This window comes from Magnetospira sp. QH-2, assembly GCF_000968135.1.
GTDB lineage: Bacteria > Pseudomonadota > Alphaproteobacteria > Rhodospirillales > Magnetospiraceae > Magnetospira.
Genome location: NZ_FO538765.1, coordinates 3,527,226 through 3,545,997 on the forward strand (window position 1 = coordinate 3,527,226; position 18,772 = coordinate 3,545,997).

General features: G+C 62.4%; 20 protein-coding genes. 16 read left to right on the top strand and 4 right to left on the bottom strand.

The window, feature by feature from the left end; all coding sequences use genetic code 11:
- Positions 1-27 precede the first annotated feature (27 nt).
- A complete protein-coding gene (locus tag MGMAQ_RS16495; protein WP_046022413.1) occupies positions 28-1,965 on the bottom strand; it encodes a B12-binding domain-containing radical SAM protein in 1,938 nt (645 codons plus the stop codon).
- Between the two features lie 120 nt (positions 1,966-2,085).
- Here MGMAQ_RS16495 and MGMAQ_RS16500 point away from each other — a divergent pair, with 120 nt between their 5' ends.
- Entirely contained in the window at positions 2,086-3,075 is a 990-nt protein-coding gene (locus tag MGMAQ_RS16500; protein WP_046022414.1) for a hypothetical protein, read from the top strand.
- 18 nt (positions 3,076-3,093) lie between these two features.
- The gene (locus MGMAQ_RS19865; RefSeq protein ID WP_148561002.1) at positions 3,094-3,801 is read left to right on the top strand and encodes a class I SAM-dependent methyltransferase; all 708 of its coding nucleotides are present in this window, start codon (positions 3,094-3,096) and stop codon (positions 3,799-3,801) included.
- 252 nt (positions 3,802-4,053) lie between these two features.
- On the opposite strand, the gene MGMAQ_RS16510 is transcribed toward MGMAQ_RS19865, so the two are convergent.
- The gene (locus tag MGMAQ_RS16510) at positions 4,054-5,085 is read right to left on the bottom strand and encodes an IS110 family transposase (protein WP_046020119.1); all 1,032 of its coding nucleotides are present in this window, start codon (positions 5,083-5,085) and stop codon (positions 4,054-4,056) included.
- A gap of 428 nt (positions 5,086-5,513) precedes the next feature.
- On the opposite strand from MGMAQ_RS16510, the gene MGMAQ_RS19870 reads away from it, so the two are divergent.
- The gene (locus tag MGMAQ_RS19870; protein WP_052716488.1) at positions 5,514-7,433 is read left to right on the top strand and encodes a caspase family protein; all 1,920 of its coding nucleotides are present in this window, start codon (positions 5,514-5,516) and stop codon (positions 7,431-7,433) included.
- Between the two features lie 26 nt (positions 7,434-7,459).
- Here the strand turns inward: MGMAQ_RS19870 and MGMAQ_RS16520 are convergent, their stop codons facing one another.
- Entirely contained in the window at positions 7,460-7,882 is a 423-nt protein-coding gene (locus MGMAQ_RS16520) for a hemerythrin domain-containing protein (protein ID WP_046022415.1), read from the bottom strand.
- 230 nt (positions 7,883-8,112) lie between these two features.
- Complete coding sequence (locus MGMAQ_RS19875; protein ID WP_052716489.1) at positions 8,113-8,553, bottom strand: glycine zipper 2TM domain-containing protein; 441 nt, start codon at positions 8,551-8,553, stop codon at positions 8,113-8,115.
- A gap of 140 nt (positions 8,554-8,693) precedes the next feature.
- On the opposite strand from MGMAQ_RS19875, the gene MGMAQ_RS16530 reads away from it, so the two are divergent.
- From MGMAQ_RS16530 to MGMAQ_RS16590, 13 genes are all read left to right on the top strand, one after another.
- Positions 8,694-9,611, top strand: a complete 918-nt coding sequence (locus MGMAQ_RS16530; RefSeq protein WP_046022416.1) for a hypothetical protein — start codon at positions 8,694-8,696, stop codon at positions 9,609-9,611.
- A gap of 13 nt (positions 9,612-9,624) precedes the next feature.
- Positions 9,625-10,053, top strand: a complete 429-nt coding sequence (locus MGMAQ_RS16535; RefSeq protein WP_046022417.1) for a hypothetical protein — start codon at positions 9,625-9,627, stop codon at positions 10,051-10,053.
- On the top strand, positions 10,050-10,856 hold the full coding sequence (locus tag MGMAQ_RS19880; protein WP_052716490.1) for a lytic transglycosylase domain-containing protein: 807 nt from the start codon (positions 10,050-10,052) through the stop codon (positions 10,854-10,856). Before MGMAQ_RS16535 ends, MGMAQ_RS19880 begins: the two co-directional genes overlap by 4 nt.
- Positions 10,857-10,925: 69 nt before the next feature.
- Positions 10,926-12,380, top strand: a complete 1,455-nt coding sequence (locus tag MGMAQ_RS16545; protein WP_046022418.1) for a hypothetical protein — start codon at positions 10,926-10,928, stop codon at positions 12,378-12,380.
- Positions 12,377-12,922 (top strand): hypothetical protein, encoded by a 546-nt coding sequence (locus tag MGMAQ_RS16550; protein ID WP_046022419.1) that lies wholly within the window; start codon positions 12,377-12,379, stop codon positions 12,920-12,922. The genes MGMAQ_RS16545 and MGMAQ_RS16550 overlap by 4 nt, the downstream gene beginning before the upstream one ends.
- A complete protein-coding gene (locus MGMAQ_RS16555) occupies positions 12,919-14,037 on the top strand; it encodes a DUF4384 domain-containing protein (protein ID WP_046022420.1) in 1,119 nt (372 codons plus the stop codon). The genes MGMAQ_RS16550 and MGMAQ_RS16555 overlap by 4 nt, the downstream gene beginning before the upstream one ends.
- A 58-nt stretch (positions 14,038-14,095) precedes the next feature.
- Complete coding sequence (locus MGMAQ_RS16560; RefSeq protein ID WP_046022421.1) at positions 14,096-14,665, top strand: hypothetical protein; 570 nt, start codon at positions 14,096-14,098, stop codon at positions 14,663-14,665.
- A 15-nt stretch (positions 14,666-14,680) separates the two neighbouring features.
- The gene (locus MGMAQ_RS16565; RefSeq protein ID WP_046022422.1) at positions 14,681-15,550 is read left to right on the top strand and encodes a hypothetical protein; all 870 of its coding nucleotides are present in this window, start codon (positions 14,681-14,683) and stop codon (positions 15,548-15,550) included.
- Positions 15,551-15,567: 17 nt separating this feature from the next.
- Positions 15,568-15,957: a hypothetical protein gene (locus MGMAQ_RS16570; RefSeq protein WP_046022423.1), complete on the top strand. Its 390-nt coding sequence runs from the start codon at positions 15,568-15,570 to the stop codon at positions 15,955-15,957.
- A gap of 1 nt (position 15,958) precedes the next feature.
- Positions 15,959-16,465 carry a hypothetical protein gene (locus MGMAQ_RS16575; RefSeq protein ID WP_046022424.1) on the top strand — a complete coding sequence of 169 codons (507 nt, stop codon included), beginning with the start codon at positions 15,959-15,961 and terminating at the stop codon, positions 16,463-16,465.
- Positions 16,462-17,037: a hypothetical protein gene (locus MGMAQ_RS16580; RefSeq protein ID WP_046022425.1), complete on the top strand. Its 576-nt coding sequence runs from the start codon at positions 16,462-16,464 to the stop codon at positions 17,035-17,037. Before MGMAQ_RS16575 ends, MGMAQ_RS16580 begins: the two co-directional genes overlap by 4 nt.
- A 5-nt stretch (positions 17,038-17,042) precedes the next feature.
- Entirely contained in the window at positions 17,043-18,071 is a 1,029-nt protein-coding gene (locus MGMAQ_RS21135) for a hypothetical protein (RefSeq protein WP_052716491.1), read from the top strand.
- A complete protein-coding gene (locus tag MGMAQ_RS16590; RefSeq protein WP_046022426.1) occupies positions 18,068-18,721 on the top strand; it encodes a hypothetical protein in 654 nt (217 codons plus the stop codon). Before MGMAQ_RS21135 ends, MGMAQ_RS16590 begins: the two co-directional genes overlap by 4 nt.
- The last annotated feature ends 51 nt before the right edge of the window (positions 18,722-18,772 follow it).

Here is an 18,772-nt window from a genome sequence, read left to right on the forward strand (position 1 = left end):
ACAGGACCCAGCCGACATGCGCGACGCTCAAATGTAACGGGGCGCCGGATCGACCGCCGCCATGGCTGCCACCGCGCGATCCAGACCGTCGAGGGTCTGAGCCAGATTTTCCGGCAGATCCTCCGCCGCCAGTAGGCGGGCCTGCTGGGCATGCAATCGCGCGGCTCCATGGCTACCTTCTTGCAGAAGGGCGGAGGCCAGGCCCGCATGGAGATTGGCATCGAAAGGCCGCGCCATCACTGCCCGAGACAACAGATGGATTGCCCCCTTCACATCCTTGGCCACCAGCAGCATATTGCCCAGCATGAAGGAAGCCAGCACGGCTTCCTCGGGCAAATCCACCCCTCCATCGCCGGGAGTCCAGGCCGCCGCCTTTCTCAGCAACTGCATGGCCTCCAGGGTCCGGCTTTCGGTCCGTGCCTGGATTCCCTGTTGCAGCAAGGCAGCCGCTTCCGGATCCCGCCAAGGCGGTCGGGCCAGATTTCGCACGTCGGAATAGGCACCGCAATGGCGGCAGGCAAAACGGAAGCGTTGGAACTTTTCGCGGGTCGGCAGCACATTGTGAAACTCATTGCGTCCGCCACAATGGACGCAATCGAACGCAATATCGTATTGCGGGTTGCCGTCACGCCCGGGAGAGGCGCTTTCCTCAAAGGCATGGATTTTTGCCGGACGCAGGAGGCCATAGTCGAACAGATTGACCCGCCCCATCAGCCGGGCATAGGTCTCGTTGTCCATCCGTGTGACGTTTTGGTGCCATTGGGTGACCGCCGCCGGGTCATCCTCCATCCGGCCCTCCGCCACCACCCGTTTATAAACCGGGCTGCCGGGCAGGACCTGCAACGGCACCAGGCTGATCTGCCAGGCTCGATTCCGTGCCCACCAGTCGAGAGTATAGTTGGCGGTCTCCAGCGTTTCTTCCGGATCACCGAAAATAAGGTTCCCGCGCACGGCCAGCCCCTTGCCAAAGGTGGACTTCAGGGCATGGTTGATCATCTCCTCGGTGGATTTTTTCTGCATGCTGCCAAGAATGGTCTCGTGCACGTTTTCAATGCCGTAGCCCACAACAACGCATCCGGCGTCCCGCATGATGTCGATGACATCCGGCTCCACCACCCGCACATGCAACGAGGTCCACCACTTGACTCCGTAATCCTTGATGCGACGGCAGAACTCTTCCATGCGGGGGCGCTTGTAGGCGAAAAGTTCGTCTAGGACCTCGACCATATTGATGCCGAAGCGTTCGATGTTGAACTCCAGTTCATTGAAGAAATCGTCGAGCCCTCGCTGGCGGTAAACCTGTCCCGTGGGATGGAAGCAAAAGGTGCATTTGTAGGGGCACGACCGGCTGGCCACCATGGGTACCGAGCGCGGGTCATCCAACAGATCGAAAGAGAAGCTGTCGGATGTCACCTGCTCCTCGACCATCTTTTCCACGTCGAAGCTTTCCAGATCCGGCCAGGGCAATTGGTCCAGGTCCTTCAGGGTCTTACGGGCCTCGGTACGTTGGGCACGACCATCGGCGCCTTGCCAAACAAGGCCCGGTACCGCGCCGATACGGTCGCGGGCTTCCAGTACCCGGGCCAGGTCGACCATGGTCTCCTCACCCTCGCCAATGACACCGATGTCCATGGGCATATGGCCCACCACCCAATCGGGGGCCGCTGTCACCAATCCGCCGCCGCCCACGGTGACAACCGGCGGATGACCATCCTTGGCGGCCTGGAGGATTTCGGCGATTAAATGATAATGGGACGACAGGCCGCCGGTGGCGCAGAGATCGGGCTGAAAGCGCTGGGCCGCCCGCCGCACCTGGTCATAGGAGCGGCCCTCCACATGATGCAGATTGATACATTCAACTTCGTGCCCCGCCTGTTTCAGGGACGACGAGATATAGGCGATACCCAGCGGGAAATTATAGCCCCGGCCTTCGCCGAAATTGGGCAGCACGAGCAGGATCTTCAACGGCGGACCTCCTGACAACCGGTTGCATTTTGAACCAGGAAGCATGGCCTGTCCAATGACTGTTCCTCCGGTCCCCGCCTTGGGTTACACTCGCCGCAGACTCACCGATGGGACCCATTCATGGCGGATATCCGGCGCAAGGCCATCGTCACCCTGCTGATCGGCGAGGCCTATGTGGAGGCCTTCGAACGATTTATCCGGCCCACCTGGCAGCCCTATGCCGAACGTCACGGCTATGATCTGGTGGCCCTGACCGAGCTCATTGATCCCAATGCCGACACAGCAAAAAAATCCCTGCATTGGCAGAAGCTGCTGATCGGCGTTCATCCGGCGCTCAAGGACTATGACAAGCTGGTGTGGATGGATGCCGACATTCTGATCAATCATCGCTTGGCCCCCTGCATCGCCAGCGCCCACATCGGCAATGGCATCGGCGCGGTGACCATGCCGCCGCCGGACACTGATTTCTGCGGCCCGGACGGCAGCCGTTCAGCCCTGCACATGGTCATGGAGAACCTGCGGGCCCGGACACAAAACCCCGACCGCAATCCCTCTGTATTTTTGCAGGCCGACCACGCCGACTATTACCGGGTTTTGGGTCTGGACGGCGAGGCCCCACACCTCATCAACACCGGCGTACTGGTCTTCGATCCCCGACGCCACGGCGCCACGTTGGCCGGGATCTACATGAAGTACGACCGGGACTTCATCGATTTCGAAATGACACCGCTGTCCTTCGAAATACAGAATCAGGGCCTGCTCGACCCCTTGGACCCGCGCTTCAATACACCTTGGGCGTTGCATGCTCTCACCCATTATCCGTTCCTGTTCAATGATGACCTGCGCGAAGCCCATCCGGATCTGCTGAGCCAATGCGTCAACGCCGCATTTCGGCAGGTTTGGTTCTTGCATTTCGCCGGAACCCGAAATCATCCGGTGAGCAAGAGGCCCCTGGACCTGGTGGACCCGACCTGCCCGAGAATCACCGACTTGGTCTTTCCCGATCTGGCCGAGAAATGGCCTCATTGGTTCCGCTTTGTCGATGGGGAGGGATTCAAGCAGGCCTGCGCCCAGGTGGATGACGGGGCCGACATAGACGTTTTTTACTGATCAGTTTGGAGACTCTCCTTGTACCTCTGTTTCTTGATGCGCGAAGGACTGGTGAGCTTTCTTCCCAGGGGCGGAACCGTGGCGGAAATCGGCGTGGCACAGGGGGAGTTCTCAAAGGTGATCCTGGATGGCACCGAACCCAAGCATTTGCATCTGATCGACCCCTGGATCCATCAGGATGACCCGAGCTATGCCGCCGACCCCAACAACGCCCCCATGTCCGACCAGAATGCCAACTTCCGATCCGTGAGCGAGCAGTTCGCCGAGCAGTCGGCCTCGGGCCAGGTCATCATTCATCGAACCTATTCCCAGGCGGCGGTCAACCGATTCGAAGACCGGCAATTTGATTGGATCTATGTGGATGGTCTGCATACCCGCGAGGGCGTGACCCGCGATCTCGCGCTCTATTGGGACAAGGTCAAGGACGATGGCTTCATCGTCGGCCATGACTACACCAACATCGAACCGGCGCGAAAAATGGGGTTTGGCGTGATCGAAGCCGTGGATTCCTTTGTCGCCGAACGGGGTGCCGAATTCATCGCCCTGACCGCCGAGGCTTACCCAACCTATCTGTTGGCGAAACAGCCCGGCCAACACTGTGAGCAGATGAAGGCTTCCTTGCTCTATCACGTGCCGGACCTGGTGGAGATCCGTGAACCGTTGAACCGGTTTCAGCTCAGTCTGGTGACCGTCGGCGATAAAATGGTGCTTTTGCGTTCGTTCTAAAGGCTGCTTCTGTAATCGAGTCATTTGAGTCAAGCTGATTTCCAAGCCGTCGGTTTGAACCTGGGTTATGTGGCGCCCTTTGCTTCTGTCCGCGGTCGACGTCGTCGCCGCATGATGGGGATCAAGGGGGATCGGGTGCAGCAATCTGAAAAGCGTGGTCTTACGCCACTGCAGCCTGCGCGCTGTCATCCGAGCCCCGCGCGTCGCCACGCGTCCTGGCCGCCCTTCAGGCGATCTCGGTTTTCGTTGTGTTTAGATGGCGGTCTCCTCCTTGCGGTACTGGAAGTCCGTGCCGTCGATCCACATGCGATGCATGATTACGGCGAGACGCCGGGCAACGGCGACCTTGGCGCGTTTCATCCCGCGCCTTTTGGCGACCGCGAGCCCCCAGTGTTTGAGCCAGGACCAACGGCGGGTTCGAGTGAGAAGTGCATTGGCGGCCTCGAACAAAAGCCAACGAACCATGGCATCTCCGCACTTGCTGATGGGGCCGCTTCGGTCCTGCTCTCCCGAGGCGTATCTGCGTGGGACAAGCCCGAAGTGGGCGCCGACCATGACCGACTTTTGAAACCGTTCCGGCACGTCGAGTCCTGTCCTGAAAGCGAGGGCGGTAACCGGGCCGACGCCGGGAACGGTCATCAGGCGCCGGCAAACGCTATCATCGCGCGCAGCGGCATGAACCTGCCGGTCGAGCTTGTCGAGTTGTTCGAGCAAGGCTTGGCGCGCAAGCAAGAGCGGCTCGGCGGCTGCGCTGAGGTGCGGGTTATCAGCCGTCAATTCCCGAACCCGCGCCGCGAAAAGGCGTCCGCGCGCCATACCGACCTTGAGGCCGAAAGCTTTCAATGTTCCTCGTACCGTATTGGACAACTGACGGACCTGATGAACCAGGGTCTCCCGATGGGTCAGCACCATCCGGAGCTCCTGACTGCGCGCGGTCTTGACGTGGGTCGCGCGGTACAAACCGGTCCGCATCGCCTGGCTGATCAAGCGGGCGTCGCGACGGTCCGTCTTGACTGGGCTGGCGCTGGCAAAGGCCTTCATTTGCCGGGTCTCGATACAAATCACAGGGAGGCCCCGACTGGACAGTCCTGCGTACAGCCAAGGCGCCAGAGGGCCAGCTTCCAACCCAATTCGCGCAAAGCCACGCCCGCTTTCCTCGAGCCAAGTGGCGACCGCCTCGGGTGTGCTTGACACCTTGCCTTCGCGAATGACGGTTCCCTTTGCATCAATCTCACAGATCGAAATGCTTGCCATCGATACGTCCATTCCAACAAAATACTCCATGGCTGGTCTCCTCTGTTCCATGTCCAGGAATTGACCCGGATACTTGATCAAGACCGAGTGTGGAGACCAGCTGACTGTCTAGGCAATCCCTGACTGCTCGATTACCGCCATCTGAAAAAATCCGATTTCGAGCATGAGGGCCTTTGAACTTTCAACATGTTAGCCTCACCCTGAGCTTGTCGAAGGGCGAGGCGGGACGTCGAACAACACTTTTTCAGCAGCCTGTTAGCGCGTGTTTGATCGAATCCGATCAAACACGCCGTGATCTAAGAGCAAGACGGCTGCAAGGGAACTTTCTTGGGCATCCAGACCACCCAGTTTGGTCAAGAGGCGTGCATCGAATGCCTTGCGCGACTATTGTTATGACAAAGATGGCTCTGGCGCCTTCCTAACCGAGGCGACCGATTGGAATTCCCGTGAGACCGACCATGAAACTGTCCGGCCTTCTTTGCTCTTTGTCCGTCCTGGCCCTGATCGGGTTGGGCGGCCCCAAGGCGTCCGCAGCCGATGCGGATGCCGTCGCGGTCATTGTCGGCAACGGTCAGTACAGCCACCCGGACATTCCGTCGGTGGATTTTGCCCATCGCGACGCCCAGGCCATGCACCGCTTCGTGCGCGACGTCCTGGGGTTCCGCGAGGAAAACATCTTATTGCTCACCGACGCCTCTCAGGCACAGATGGAATCCACCTTTGGGCGCCAGGGGAATCCGCGCGGCAAGGCCTATCAGTATATCCGCCCCGATAAATCCGATCTGTTCGTCTTTTACTCCGGCCATGGCCTGCCCAGTCAGGACCAGCAACGGCGCTACCTATTGCCTACCGATGCCGATTTGGCCACCGTCGATATCAACGGCTATCCCCTGGACGTGCTCTACGACAATCTATCGCAGTTGGGAGCCCGCTCGGTCACGGTGATGGTCGATGCCTGTTTCTCCGGCGGCAGCCATCGGGGTCCACTGATCAAGGGGGCGTCAGGGGTGAAGATCATTCCCAAGGATGAGCCAAACCCCACCTCCTCGCTGACCGTGCTCACCGCCGCCTCGGCCGACCAATTGGCCAGTTGGGACGAAGAGGCCGAGCATGGCCTGTTCACCGAATACCTGCTGCGCGCCCTTTATGGCGCCGCCGACCAAAAGGGTCACGGCAATGGCGACGGCCAGATAACCCTGCAAGAGGTCAAGGCCTACCTGGACGATGAAATGCGCTACAAAGCCCGCCGCGCCTATAACCGGGAACAGGTGCCGACGGTGATCGGAGCGCCGGATCTGGTGCTGGTGGCAGCAGTGGACGGCACCTTTGCCAAACGACCGGATTTGCCGCGCAGCCCGCAATCGCTCATCGGCGAGCCGGTGTTGGATCCCATGGACCTGGAGATGGAATCGGTGACCACCAGCAATGTGCGCGCCGGGCCGGACCTGCGGTCTTTGCGGGTGGGCATGCTGCCCAAGGGCACCAAGGTGAAAGTGACAGGCAAAGTCGTCGACCGACCCTGGTTCCTGGTGGAACGCCAGGGAGACCGCATGGGCTATGTCTATGCCTCATTGCTGCGCGAGCCGGTTCCGGAGCCGATCCTAGTTGAACCGCCGGTGGTCGAACCGCCCGCCCCAACCGTGGAAACCCCAGACGAGGCCGTGGAGGCTTTGGAAGACCGCCTCAAACAGCTGGAAGCGGAAATGGAATATCGAAGCCGCGAAGGATCGATGCCCGAGGATCCGCCGCCCCTGCCTCGATATGGGGATGAAATGGACTTCGAACGCCTCCCGCCACCGCCGTCCCGACCAGGTTTCAATCCGCCTCGACGCCCGCCGCCGGGAGGTCAGGTTGCCCACCGCCCGCCGCCCAGGCGCCCCAATGGCGACAAGATCCGCCCCTTGATGCGGTTGCGCGAGACCCTCGACGAGATGGCCCAGATCCTGGTGCGCCAGAACTATATCGAACGAGTCGAGGTTCCGGTGGATTGTCCCGGCCCCGACGATGGCAAGTGTATTGCCGAAGGCTCCAGCGCCTTGTTCTATGGCCAGATCACGCCCCTGCCCCGAAGCTGCACGCTCAAGGTTCAGGCGACCTTCGAGCATGACCGCCTGATCCGGGCCGATGGCAGCCGCAAAGGCACCTATGTGCGCGATCGCAAGGTCTCCCTCAATCTGTTCAACAAGAACAAAGTCCGTGACAAGACCCTGACCATCAAGTCGCAGACCGAAGGGCAGCTGTTGGCCGTGGAACACTACCTGTTCGGCAAGGCTCGCTTCATCGACAAGGATGACAGAGACCGCTTCGCCCGCCTGGCCCGAGAAGCAAACCGGCTGTGCCGCACCATTCCCCTGATCGCCAACCGGCAGAATCGCTAATTGCGCCATAAGGAGCGACGGTGGGGTCAGTTCGAACTGGCCTTCTTGGCGGCGGGGTAAAGGTGCTCGGATTCCGCCACCACCCGATCCCACACCAGATCGACCATTTCCCTGGTCTCATCGAGAAACTGGCCGTGGTCGCCCACATGCAATCCGTTCCGCCACCACTTTTTCGCATACTTGCTGAAAATCCGTTTGATCTCCCGCTCGCCTTCGAGGAACCGCTTGGCGATGGACGGCGCCTCCTCTTCTGAACCTGCGAGCAGCACGGGATAGATATGAACCCCATTCATGGCAAAGTGGTTGGTGACGGCATCCACATAGCGCTGAAAAATCTCGCTACAAATGGCGGTGTCGCAGATTTCCCGGTCTTCCACCAGGTTTACAAGCACCTTCGCCAACTCAGAGATCTCGTGGTTTTCCCGATGCAGTTTCTCAAACGGTATCATCGTCCCCTCCTAAAGAAATAGTTTTCGCGCAGAATGCCGACCGGGCAATAGGGCGCGCAGGTGTGCGTTTCTCAGACGCCTTGACCAAATCTACCATACATGGCGGTACAATAAACGTTTTTGGTTATGAGCCAGTCGCATTCGAATCATGCATGAAGGCTGAAGGCAGCGGGAATCCACAAAAAAACCCGGGCCGAAGCCCGGGGTTTTTCCTTGTCGTCCGAATACGCTCAGTCGTCCCAGCGGTCGCGATACCATCCGCGCTTCCATCCGCGGCCCCGATAGGCCTTTTTCGACTTGCCCTTATAAACCACCACCCGCTTGGCCGGACGAGACTTTTCCACAATCACCACGCGCTCCACATACCGCGGGCGTTCGACCACCACGACTTTGCGCGGGGCAGGGCGATAGGCAACCGCGCGGGTCCGTCTCGGCGGATCGATCTGTTCATTGCTGATGGCGTAGCCAAAGCCCGCGCCGAGCAACGTTCCGGCGGCGGTGGCGGCCAACTTGCCGTCACCCTGGCCGATCTGAGAGCCGAGCAGCCCCCCGGCGGCGGCCCCGATCAGGGTACCGGGCTGCAGGAATCCATCGGCCTTGGCACCGGTAAACGGCGCGGCGGCGATCAGGGCGGCGGTCGCCAGGGCGGCCAGTTTCTTGGTCAAGGTCATGATCGGTCTCCTTGGTTTCAGTCGATGCCAGGGTAATGGAGCGGCCAGAGCCGGTTTTTCCGTTCATCGAAAATCCGCCTCTCCAGCCCCCATAGCCTCCGCACGATCCGATTTTCCATTCGCAACAGGGAGACCCTGTGATGAAACATTCCTTGATCCATCTGACCCTCGCCGGCTTGCTCGCCGTTTCCGCCGCCGCGACCGCCCCCCATGCCCAGGCTGCCGACCGACAGGCTGGACCGCCTTCGCGCATTTTGGTGCTGGGCCAGGATGGCGGGCCGGACATGCCGCGCCGGGATTCCGTGCCCTATCGCATTCTCACCGAACGGCTGAGCGCCGGTCTCGACCGGGACGGCTACAAGGTGTTCCAGGAAAGCGACCGCAGCCGCGACCGGCGTGATACCGCCAATGTGCGACGCAACGCCCAACAGGCCATCGCCGCCGCCCAGCACCTCAAGCGCCCGGCCATGGATATGGCGGTGGTGCTCTCGGTGCGCCCGGAAGTGGTCAAGCGAAAGATCGACGGCAAGAAAAAAGCCAAGGTGATGACCGTCCGCCTGACTGGCCAGTTGGTGGATCTGCCCAGTGGTCAGGTCCTTGATACCGTCGCCCTGCGCGCTGTCTCCGACAGCCGTTTGGAGCGGGATTGCAACAAAGGCTGCAAGACCCGCAAGGCGGTGCGCCTGACCCGTCGCCTGGCCGATGACTTCACCGAAGAAGTGGCTGCAAGGCTGGCCAAGTCCGTGGCCTGGAAAGACGAGGATGCCAAAGGCTATTCCGTGGTGTTGCAGGATTTCCGGCCCAAGGAACTCAAGCGCATGATCCGCACCCTGGACGACTACAGCGACCGATTGGACTACTGGTCCGTGGGGCGCACCGAACGCAGCCGTATCCTGTGGGTGGAGACCGCCGCCAAGCCGCGTCAGATCAAGCGCGCCATCAACCGGCTGCTGGACAAGTCCGGCCTGGAAGCCCGCGTGATCCGGTCCGACCGGGGCTTCACCATCATCCGCGCCCGTCATACCCGCCTCGCCATCGACCCATGGCGCAAGGGCTAAAGGAGCTTCGGTCATGATCCACGGCACTCCCAACAATGCCATGGCGGAAATCGCCCTGGCCCTGGCCATGGGCTTCTTCTCCATCATGGTGTTGACCCTGGTCTCCATGGGCGGCGGGCTGGTGGCTTCCGCCGATCTCCCCCTGGCCGATAGCGGCGCCGCCCTGGGCAAGACCCAGACGGACTCCGCGCAACAGGCCAGCGGCCCCGCCGTTCCCCGGGATTCCGTGGTGATCTACCACAAGGACCAGTTTTATGACGGCGGCCTGAAACCCCTTGATCCGGCCAGTCTGGCCGGACGTGAGCGGGTGGTGCTGGCCGTCGATCCCGACCTGCCCATGGCCCGGGCTTTGAAGGCCCGGGACCAGATTCCCGTCGCATCGCTCACCATGGCACCGCTGGATGACCGCTGGCGCCAAGCTCTAAAGGAGAAGCAGCCATGACCCCCACCTGGATCCGCAACAGTCTGTTGCTTTTCGCCCTCATCGGTTTCTGGCCGGGATCGGCCCAGGCCATCGTCACTCCCGACCGGGCCGAGGTTAAACGCATGATCATCCAAGAAGCCGCCCGGACCCGCGTACCGGTGGCTCTGGCCCTGGCCCTGGCCAAGGTGGAATCCGATTTCAATCCCAAGGCGCGCAGCAAGGCCGGCGCCCGGGGCGTCATGCAGATCATGCCCAAGACGGCCAAAGGCGAGTTCGACCTCAGCCCCAACCATCTGTGGGACGCCCGGACCAATATCCGCACGGGTCTGCAATTCCTCGAACAGCTCTATGATCAATACGGCGGCCAATGGAATCTGGCCCTGTCCCACTACAACGGCGGCACCCTGCCCGGTTACCCCGGCGCGGCACGGGCCCATGATTTCAACAAGGGCTATGTGCGCCAGGTTTTGAAGTGGCACGGAGTCTATCTCGAACAGGCGCTGATCTGGCGCGAGGAACAGCCCGTGGCGCGATCCAAGGCCGATGCCGAGCGCCCCCGCTATCAACTCGAAGACGACTGGTCCGACGAACGTCCGGCCCGCCTGGTGGTGGAACGCTGGCAGCCCCCCTATGAAGAGGAGTCGGAAGAGCAAGTGGTGGAGATCATCATCGAAGACGATTTTGACTTTGATCGTCCCCCGCCGCCGCCCCGTTTCGAGGCCCGCGACCGTTGGGACGACGATAAGGAGCGCCGCTTTCGACGCCCGCCACCGCGCCGGGGAGGACGCCATCACCACCGCCCGCCACGGCATCGGTTCTAGGACATTTGCATGACCCTCCCAAGGCTCATAGAATTCATCGGACAAAGGCCGACGAAGGCAGGGGGAACCGTGGACGAAGCAACCGACAGGCTGTTGCGGGCGGGGGGCGAAAGCCCGCTGATCGAGGATTTCCGCGCCGTTGCCGAATCCACGACCCCTGCCGGTCGTCTGCGCCATGCGCCCCGTCCGACCCTGGATTGGCTGTCCCGCTTTGTGGTCGGACAGGCCGGGGGCCCGCATAAGGATGCGCCGCTCTATGAACTCTGCCATCTGGTGCTGGCCCTGGGCGGAGACGGCGGCCGCCGGGCTCAAGTGCTGTTGGACCCCGATGGCGTGACCGCGAGTCGCTCCCGCGCCAGCTTTGCCGATCACCCAGGCGCCGATGAAGACGGGGTGACAGTCGAGGGTGACGAAGGCCCCTTTACCATCCGTTTCGGGCGCATGCCGATCCTGGCCGCCCTATACGAGTTTCTCTGCGGCATGGAGGGCTACGGCTTCTATCCCCAGCTGGAAGAGATTCTCGCCGGGATCACCGGTCCGGCCGATGTGCGCCCCGCCGCCAACCAGCTGTCCAGCCATCTGCGGCAATATCGAAAGAAGAATCTGCCCTCGGCCCGCAGCGAAGGAAAATTCACCACCATCTACGGATTTCTGCGCGACCGAAGCCCGGAAAACAGGCTTTCCATCGACGACTCCGCGATTTTGGACTTCTGGTGCCTCCATTGCCAAGGCAAGGAATTCAGAGGATATCGCGCCGTGTTTGATCAGTTCACCCGTTTCATGGAGTCATTGGAAGAGGCCGGCGCCCGCCGCGCCGTCGACGAGGCCGCGCCCTTGGGCACCGACCGCGAGGCCGGGGAGTTGGATCCCGCCGACACGGATCAGTCCGATCCCGGTGGGCCTGGTTGGACGTCCCCCCTGGCCGCCTTCGACCAACCGCCCCTGAACGAAATCAAGTTTCTCAAGGGCAGCAGCGAACGCAAGCCCATGGAAGCCCTGATGGATCATGGGCCCCATGCCCTGCACCTGCCGCTCGCCTTTCTGCGCTACGAGGTTTTCGGACAGGTACAGGCGGGCATCACCAATGATCTACAAGTTGGGCGCGGTGCCGAGGCCGTGGCCAGGCGCATCACCTGCGACGAGGCCGAATCCTATGGCGCCAGAATGGCGACCGTCGAAAAGCTCGCCGCCCACGTGGACCAACTGCAAAAGGCCGCCCTGCACGTTCTCGCCTCCGCCCCCTCTCCCGCCATACCCGCCAACGATGAAAAAATCGTCCCCTTGGAGATGGCGGCGCGGGCATACAAGACCCTGACCCGCAAGGGCTTCACCGCAGCCCCCGACGACGACAGCCGGGCCACGTTCCGTCAGGCCGCCCCGGCCCTGGTGGCGGTCGGGACCCTGCTGCGCGGCTACCTGAGCGCATTGACCCAATTGGACGGTCACGGTCTGGACCGCCATTTCCAAACCGACCGCGAGACCTTCAGCGAGCGCTTCCGGGCGCTGTACGGAGACCCCCAATGATCAGCTACCAAACCACCCCCGACCTCATCGCCCGCGCGACCACCTGGTTCCAGGACCGGGAGGCAGCCGACGAGCTCCTGGCGCGGGCCCGGGAACAATCCACCGCGCGGCCATCACCGGCGCGGCTTCAGGCCTATGCCACCGGACGACTTCCCTGGCCGCAGGACGATCTGGAACGGGCACTGGGCAGCCATCTGCCCTTGCGTCGAGCCTATATGATCATGGTCAAGGCAGCCTCTTCCCACCATCTGCCCCGCGCCCGCGCCGCCAGCAGCGACACCCTGCCCACCCGCGAGGGGGATCGGGTCCGCCTCAGCCTTCGGGAATCCCGCGCCGAGCCGGATCAGCTGTTCCTGATCGTCGAGATCAGCGACCGGGTGCCCGAGGGTCCCTCCACCCTGATCATCCTCGATAGCGAGGACAACTCGACGCAAGTGGCTTTGCCCGAACCACGCAACGGCGTGGCCCAGGTCATTCTCGACCGCGCTTCGGAGGCCGTCCGCCTGCTCGCCGACCCACGCAGCGAGGCCTTTATCCGGTGAGTAAATACGCCGTCTTCGCCGCCACCACCGACGGGCCGGTGCGCATCGAGCGCATCACCGCCGAACCGGCGCCGCAATCGATGATCTGTCTGGGGCGCACCTCCGAGGTGCTTTCCATCAGCGGCGGCTATGACGACTTCGTCCGTCCGGGCAGCGGCGTCATTCTGCGCGAATTCGGTCCCGATGAGGAAGACGCCTTCCGCCTTGATATCTCCGGCCCCATCTCGTCGGGGCGTTCTTGGCAATTGGCCGTCTTTGCCGCCCATGCGCTGCGCGCCGCCGAGAACGCCGAACTGGCACCGGTGGAACAGGCCGATCGGGTCCTGTGGCTGACCGGCACGGTGGATTATGACCTAAATGTCGGCCCGGTGGATCATGTGCCGCAAAAAATCGAGGCCAGCCGTACCTTGTTCGCGGCCTGGGCCGAGAGAGACATTCCGGTGATTGCCGCCTGCGCAGGGGCAGAGGATGCCGAAGCCCTGCGCCGAGCCGGTCTTCCAGGACAGGTGGAGGTCGTGGCATTGACCACCACCACCGACCTGCTCGCCCGTCTGCCCCTGGGCCCCACGGATCTGCGCAAAGCCAAGGAGACGAAGACCGTCACGCGGTCTCGGCGGCCATTTCCCTGGGGCTTTGTCCTGGGTAGTTTGGTGGTGGCCGGGGCCCTGGCCTTCCTCTGGCACAAGCCGTCCATCGAAACGGATCCGGGTCTCCCGGACACGACCCCGGCGGCGGCCATCCAATTGACCAGCCCACGCGGCGAAAATCCCACCTATCATTTCGGCGAGAAGCTGGATCTAAAGTTAACCCTGGGCCGCGATGCCTGGGTGAACTGTTTCTATCATCAAGCCGATGGCAGCACCCTGCGCATTCTGCCCAACAGCCGTTTCCCCGAGGCCCATTTGACCGGCGGACGATCCTATGACCTGCCCGGCGGCAACCTGTTTCCGTTCGAGCTGGAAGTGGCCGCCCCGGCGGGCGAGGAGAAAATCACCTGCTATGCCGCCGATCGCAAAATCGATTCGGATCTGTCCGACGGCCTAGATAATCAGCTACAAGGCCTGGCCGGAACGCAAATCCATGCCGCAACATTGAGTCTTTCGGTACGCCCCTAAAAAAACCGCCTCTCACCCCTCCATAGCCTCGGCAGGTTATCAAACAGAGGGTGAGACCATGTCACAATCAGCAATCCGTCCCCGCCGTCCCGCCGCTTTGGCCCTGGTTGCCATCCTGGGCGCCGTGGGCCTTTCCGCCTGTGTTACCCAGCCCCCCGCCATGGATGCCGGGATCGGCTTCCGCGAGGCCCGCTTCGCCGAAGTTACCGCCATGCGCGACTATCGCAAATGTCGCGACGACGCCCTGACCCTGGACCGACAAGGCAGGGAAACCGGCGATGCGGCCAAGTATCTGGCCAGCGCCAAGCTGCTGGAAACCTGTGAATCCGATCTGGGCCCCGAAGCCGCCGGCATTGCCCGCGACGAACGCCTACAGGCCTATGCCCTGAGCATACAGAATTTCCTCAAGGGTGGTGATCTGACCAGCGCGCGAAGCAATCTGCAACGGCTGTCCCAGGCCCATCCCGGCGTGGACCTGTATTACCCCGATGGCTCGTCTTTCGTGGATACCATGGAAGTGCTGCTGGGCCTGCGCCCGGATCACGCCGTGGCCCGTTTCTCCGACGCCAACGTCAATCGTGACCTGAAGGGCGAAATGCGCCGGGTCCAGTATTGGCAGAGCCACTAAACCAAGGAGGCCGTCATGAACCGCTCCCCCAAATCCCTGTTGGCGGCCCTGATGTTGGGCACCGCCTTGACCCTGACCGCCGCGCCGGTGCTGGCCAACCCCAGTTGGCATCCGCAGTCCTCGGAACGGCTGATCAAGCTGCCGCCAAGCTATCTGCAAAAATCGCTGGATAATGATTTCGCCCGCTCCGCCTTGGGTCAGGCCCTGACCACCACCGAACAGGATCTGTCGTTGAAAACCGGCACCCTGGGTGATCTGCAACGGGCCATCGACACCGCCGAAGGCGAGGTGCGCCTGGATCTGCGTCACCAGTTCCTGGCCGAAAAGCGGGAATACCTGAACCTGATTTCCGAGCGCAACGAGATGCGTCGCAAGCACCTGAAGGTCAAGCGCAAGCTGTTCGACCGCATGATGGACAAGTTGGCCGAGGAGGCCGACGATCCTTCCGGGACCCGCCAGCAGTTGATTGCTCAGCAGCAGGCCGCCCGCAAGCGGTTCCAAACCTCCATGGACGTGGTCGATCAGCGGATCTTCGAGACCAGCATGGCCACCGAGAGCAAGTATGCCTCGCAATATTCCCAAAACATGCAGGCCATGGAAAAACTGCTCGCCCGCATCAAGCATCACGACATGAACCAAATGGCCGAGGATGACGATGGTCAGCCGCTGACCCGCAAGGAACACCTGCGGCGCATGGCCTCCGACATTCAGACCGAACTGGCCATGCTCGACCAGGAAGAGACCATGATCGGCTATATGGCCAAGCTGGTCGCCCTGGATGCCATGGCCCTGACCGAAGACGGCCTGGACGCCGAGCTGGCCGATTCCGACGTGGCCACCGTCGCCTCGCCGGTCACCAATCTCAACTTCTTCCTCGACAACTGAAGCCCCGGAGAAAACCCATGACCCGCAAACTTCTGCTCACCTCCGCCATTGCCCTTGGACTCCTGGCCTCAACCGCCACTGCCTGGGCCGATACTCTGGAAACCCTTGAACGGGAACGGGCCGTCACCGTCGATTTGATGCTCGACCCGGAACTGACCGTGCCCGACCGCATGGGTAAGCTGGCCACTGCCCAGCGCCGCCTGGTGGATCTGGAACGCATGGTCTTGCGCGACGACAGCCTGCGCGGCAAGAACACCCGTGCCGTGCGCCAAGCGTTCAAGAATTACGACATCACCTTCCTGGCCCATGGCTCGGTGGAAAAGAACCGCGCCATGATCGACAACTGGCTCGATCAATTCGGCGTCAGCACCGAGAGCCTGATGGCCGCCAAGGTCGGGAGGCGCTGACATGCCAGCCCTCGCCACCATCGCAGATAGCGGCTCGCGGGCCCTGTCCGCCCTGATCGGCACGGCGACCATGGGGCTTGCCGTGGCCGTGTGGGTAACCGCCGACGATCCGGACGTGCTGGCCGAACGCACCGTGGAACTGTTCGGCGGCACCTTCTTGGTGTTGTTGGCCGGACTTTTGTTCCTCAGCCTGTTTGCCTGGGTGCGCATGGGTCAGAGCCGTTTCGATCCCACCGCCCGCGCCCTGTGGCTGGAGACCGGCCTGCATGGGGCCAGCGGAGTGGCCACCCTGGCCCTGACCTATACCCTGTTCGGGATCAGCCTGGGCATCGGCACCCTGGCCGACCAGCCGCTCAATCCGGATACGGTGGGATCCATCATCCAGGACCTGACCCGGCATTTCTCCATGGCCTTTCTGACCACCGTGGTCGGCCTGCCCACCTCCGCCCTGTTGCGGGCATTGCTGCTCATCACCGAAAAGCGTCTCGACGCCAAGGAGGCCCTATGAAGTTCCTTCTGTTCAATGTTGTTGTTGGCGGTGCCCTGGTCTATCTGATGGCCTTTGGCGGCCCCACCGGCATGCCGCTGCCCCGTGAGCTGTTTCCCGATCGGCCCGAAAAGGTCGCCATTGAGCAACCGGCCCCCGAGCCGGTCCGGCAAAGGATCGCCCGGCCGGTGGCCGAACCCGTGATCGAGCCGACTCCCGTTATGGAGCCCGTTGCCAAACCGATCGCCCAACCCCAACCCGTTTCCCAACCCGTTCCCCAACCCGTTCCCATGCCCGATCCCCAGCCTATTCCCCAGGCCTTACCACAGGCCTTACCCCAGGCAGTGCCCCAGAAGCTCGCCGAACCGGTGGTCGAACCCGCCCACCAACCGGCTATTGCACCGCCGCCGCTGCCGGAGCCGGTCAGTGTGGCTCGGCTTGATCCGAAACCGGCGCCCATGGGGGAATCCCCCGGCATCTTCGACGCGCCGGAACCGGAAACACCGAAGATTTCGGCCCGTGAACGACGCCGGTCCCTTCAAGACCTGGTGGCCGACATGGAACGGCTCTATGTCGACAAGATGGCGAGGTAACGGCCATGACCACCGCTCCCGTTTCCGCCCGCCTGTCCATGATCCTCAGCCTCGGTATCGGCATCGTGCTGATCGCCCTGGCCCAGGTCCCGGACCGGATGCACAAGGAACGGGAATCGGTGCGTCTGGATCTGCCCGAGGATAAACCGCAACCGGTCGCCGAGACGGTTACACCGGTGGTCCGGTTGCCCGCGCCACCGGCGCCTGCGCCAGTATCCGCGCCAGTATCCGCGCCAGTATCCGCACCGGTATCCGCGCCGGTCCCAGTCGCGACCATCACCCCGCCGCCTCCCGTGGCGGAACCAACGCCCAAGCCGTCGGCTGCAAGGGCCGAACCCGTTGCCCAACCGGCTCCGCCGCCCGCCATCGATCCCAGACCTCAATCAAAGCCAAGGGCCAAACCGAAGACCAAGCCGATCCCGCGAGCGGTGGCCATTCCGGCCCACCGACCAGCCCCCAAAACCGAGCCGCGCCCCCAACCGGCACCGGCACCGGTCGTTCAGGCGACCTCCGCGGATATCCGTACCGGGCGAACCCTGCTGCGCGTCTTGGAACATGGTCGTGGTCCGGAGATCGAGATTGCCTGGCCGTCCGGATCCCGGTCCCGCGACCAGTTGTTCGAGGCGCTGACCTCTTGCTACGGCATGCGGGTAGCGGTGATGGATGGCGCGGGGAATTTGTTCACCAGCGAACAGACCCCCGGCGAGCGGTGGGAAATCAATACCGACCGCTATAGCGGCTTCCTGCGTCAGCCCGCCGGACGACCGGCCTCGGCGGAGAGAACCGAGGTCCGGAAGATCAAACAGCATCACGACCTATATAGTGGGGACACGATTAGAATTTTCCCACGCCGGGTGGATGCCGCCCTATTGGGTGGCCTGCGCCAGCAATTGGGCAAGGATTACATGAATACCGGACGCATCCGTGCGACTTACCGGCTTGAGGGAGGCCGGGTCCGGGTCGGCGGTCTCTCGGCCGATGGCCTTGCCTTGCCCGGTCGCATCGACCTGGGCCGCTGCGGGAGGAGACCATGACAAAAACCCTGCTCCCGCTGATGCTGGTGATTTTGCTCGCTGGCTGCATGCAGACCGCCTATCGCCCGCTGACCGAGCGCGACGACAAGAGCGCGCAAGAACCGCTTGCCCGGGAGGTTCTTTATCACCTGGACAGGGACTATTATCGCGACCCTCCAACCTGCGTCTTCGTGCTCCCCACCTTGGGCCTTGAGCACCCCGCCTTGGCCCGCCGGATCGCTGATTCCCTGGCGCAGCACTTGAGTGGTCGCGTCGAGCGGGTCGTCTCTCCCTTGACCCGGCAACGGATCGAACGCAAGCGGGGCATAGATCTGGAAAACTCCGGCGACCGACGCCGCTTCGCCCTTGAACAACGGTGCCCGTTCCAGGCCCGGGCGGTCCTCGGCCATGCCGAAGATGCCTATATGCTCGTATGGAGCGAGCGTCAGGTGGGTCTCCGACTGGAGCTTGCCCGGGCCTTTGATGACAAGATTCTTTGGCGAGCCGCCCACACGGCCCGGCGCGGGGATGGCGGACTTCCCTTGTCGCCCCTGTCGGTGGTGGCCAGCGCGGCAACCGCGGGAGCTTTCCATGCCGATGGCGAAATCATGGACTCCTTGATCGACGACGCTTTGCGCCGCATGCTACGCACGCTCCCCGATAGTCGCTAATCGCGCAAGGATCTCGGTGGGTGGCAAGGACGCCGATGCCCAAGCTTTTCC

What these genes read in the sequence shown, in the direction of transcription:
- MGMAQ_RS16560 (WP_046022421.1), top strand. Translation starts at nt 14,096, where the DNA reads ATGTCACAATCAGCAATCCGTCCCCGCCGTCCCGCCGCTTTGGCCCTG.
- MGMAQ_RS16590 (WP_046022426.1), top strand. Translation starts at nt 18,068, where the DNA reads ATGACAAAAACCCTGCTCCCGCTGATGCTGGTGATTTTGCTCGCTGGC.
- MGMAQ_RS16565 (WP_046022422.1), top strand. Translation starts at nt 14,681, where the DNA reads ATGAACCGCTCCCCCAAATCCCTGTTGGCGGCCCTGATGTTGGGCACC.
- MGMAQ_RS19875 (WP_052716489.1), bottom strand. Translation starts at nt 8,553, where the DNA reads ATGACCTTGACCAAGAAACTGGCCGCCCTGGCGACCGCCGCCCTGATC.
- MGMAQ_RS16575 (WP_046022424.1), top strand. Translation starts at nt 15,959, where the DNA reads ATGCCAGCCCTCGCCACCATCGCAGATAGCGGCTCGCGGGCCCTGTCC.
- MGMAQ_RS19870 (WP_052716488.1), top strand. Translation starts at nt 5,514, where the DNA reads ATGAAACTGTCCGGCCTTCTTTGCTCTTTGTCCGTCCTGGCCCTGATC.
- MGMAQ_RS16550 (WP_046022419.1), top strand. Translation starts at nt 12,377, where the DNA reads ATGATCAGCTACCAAACCACCCCCGACCTCATCGCCCGCGCGACCACC.
- MGMAQ_RS16535 (WP_046022417.1), top strand. Translation starts at nt 9,625, where the DNA reads ATGATCCACGGCACTCCCAACAATGCCATGGCGGAAATCGCCCTGGCC.
- MGMAQ_RS16500 (WP_046022414.1), top strand. Translation starts at nt 2,086, where the DNA reads ATGGCGGATATCCGGCGCAAGGCCATCGTCACCCTGCTGATCGGCGAG.
- MGMAQ_RS16570 (WP_046022423.1), top strand. Translation starts at nt 15,568, where the DNA reads ATGACCCGCAAACTTCTGCTCACCTCCGCCATTGCCCTTGGACTCCTG.
- MGMAQ_RS16510 (WP_046020119.1), bottom strand. Translation starts at nt 5,085, where the DNA reads ATGGAGTATTTTGTTGGAATGGACGTATCGATGGCAAGCATTTCGATC.
- MGMAQ_RS16530 (WP_046022416.1), top strand. Translation starts at nt 8,694, where the DNA reads ATGAAACATTCCTTGATCCATCTGACCCTCGCCGGCTTGCTCGCCGTT.
- MGMAQ_RS21135 (WP_052716491.1), top strand. Translation starts at nt 17,043, where the DNA reads ATGACCACCGCTCCCGTTTCCGCCCGCCTGTCCATGATCCTCAGCCTC.
- MGMAQ_RS19880 (WP_052716490.1), top strand. Translation starts at nt 10,050, where the DNA reads ATGACCCCCACCTGGATCCGCAACAGTCTGTTGCTTTTCGCCCTCATC.
- MGMAQ_RS16520 (WP_046022415.1), bottom strand. Translation starts at nt 7,882, where the DNA reads ATGATACCGTTTGAGAAACTGCATCGGGAAAACCACGAGATCTCTGAG.
- MGMAQ_RS16580 (WP_046022425.1), top strand. Translation starts at nt 16,462, where the DNA reads ATGAAGTTCCTTCTGTTCAATGTTGTTGTTGGCGGTGCCCTGGTCTAT.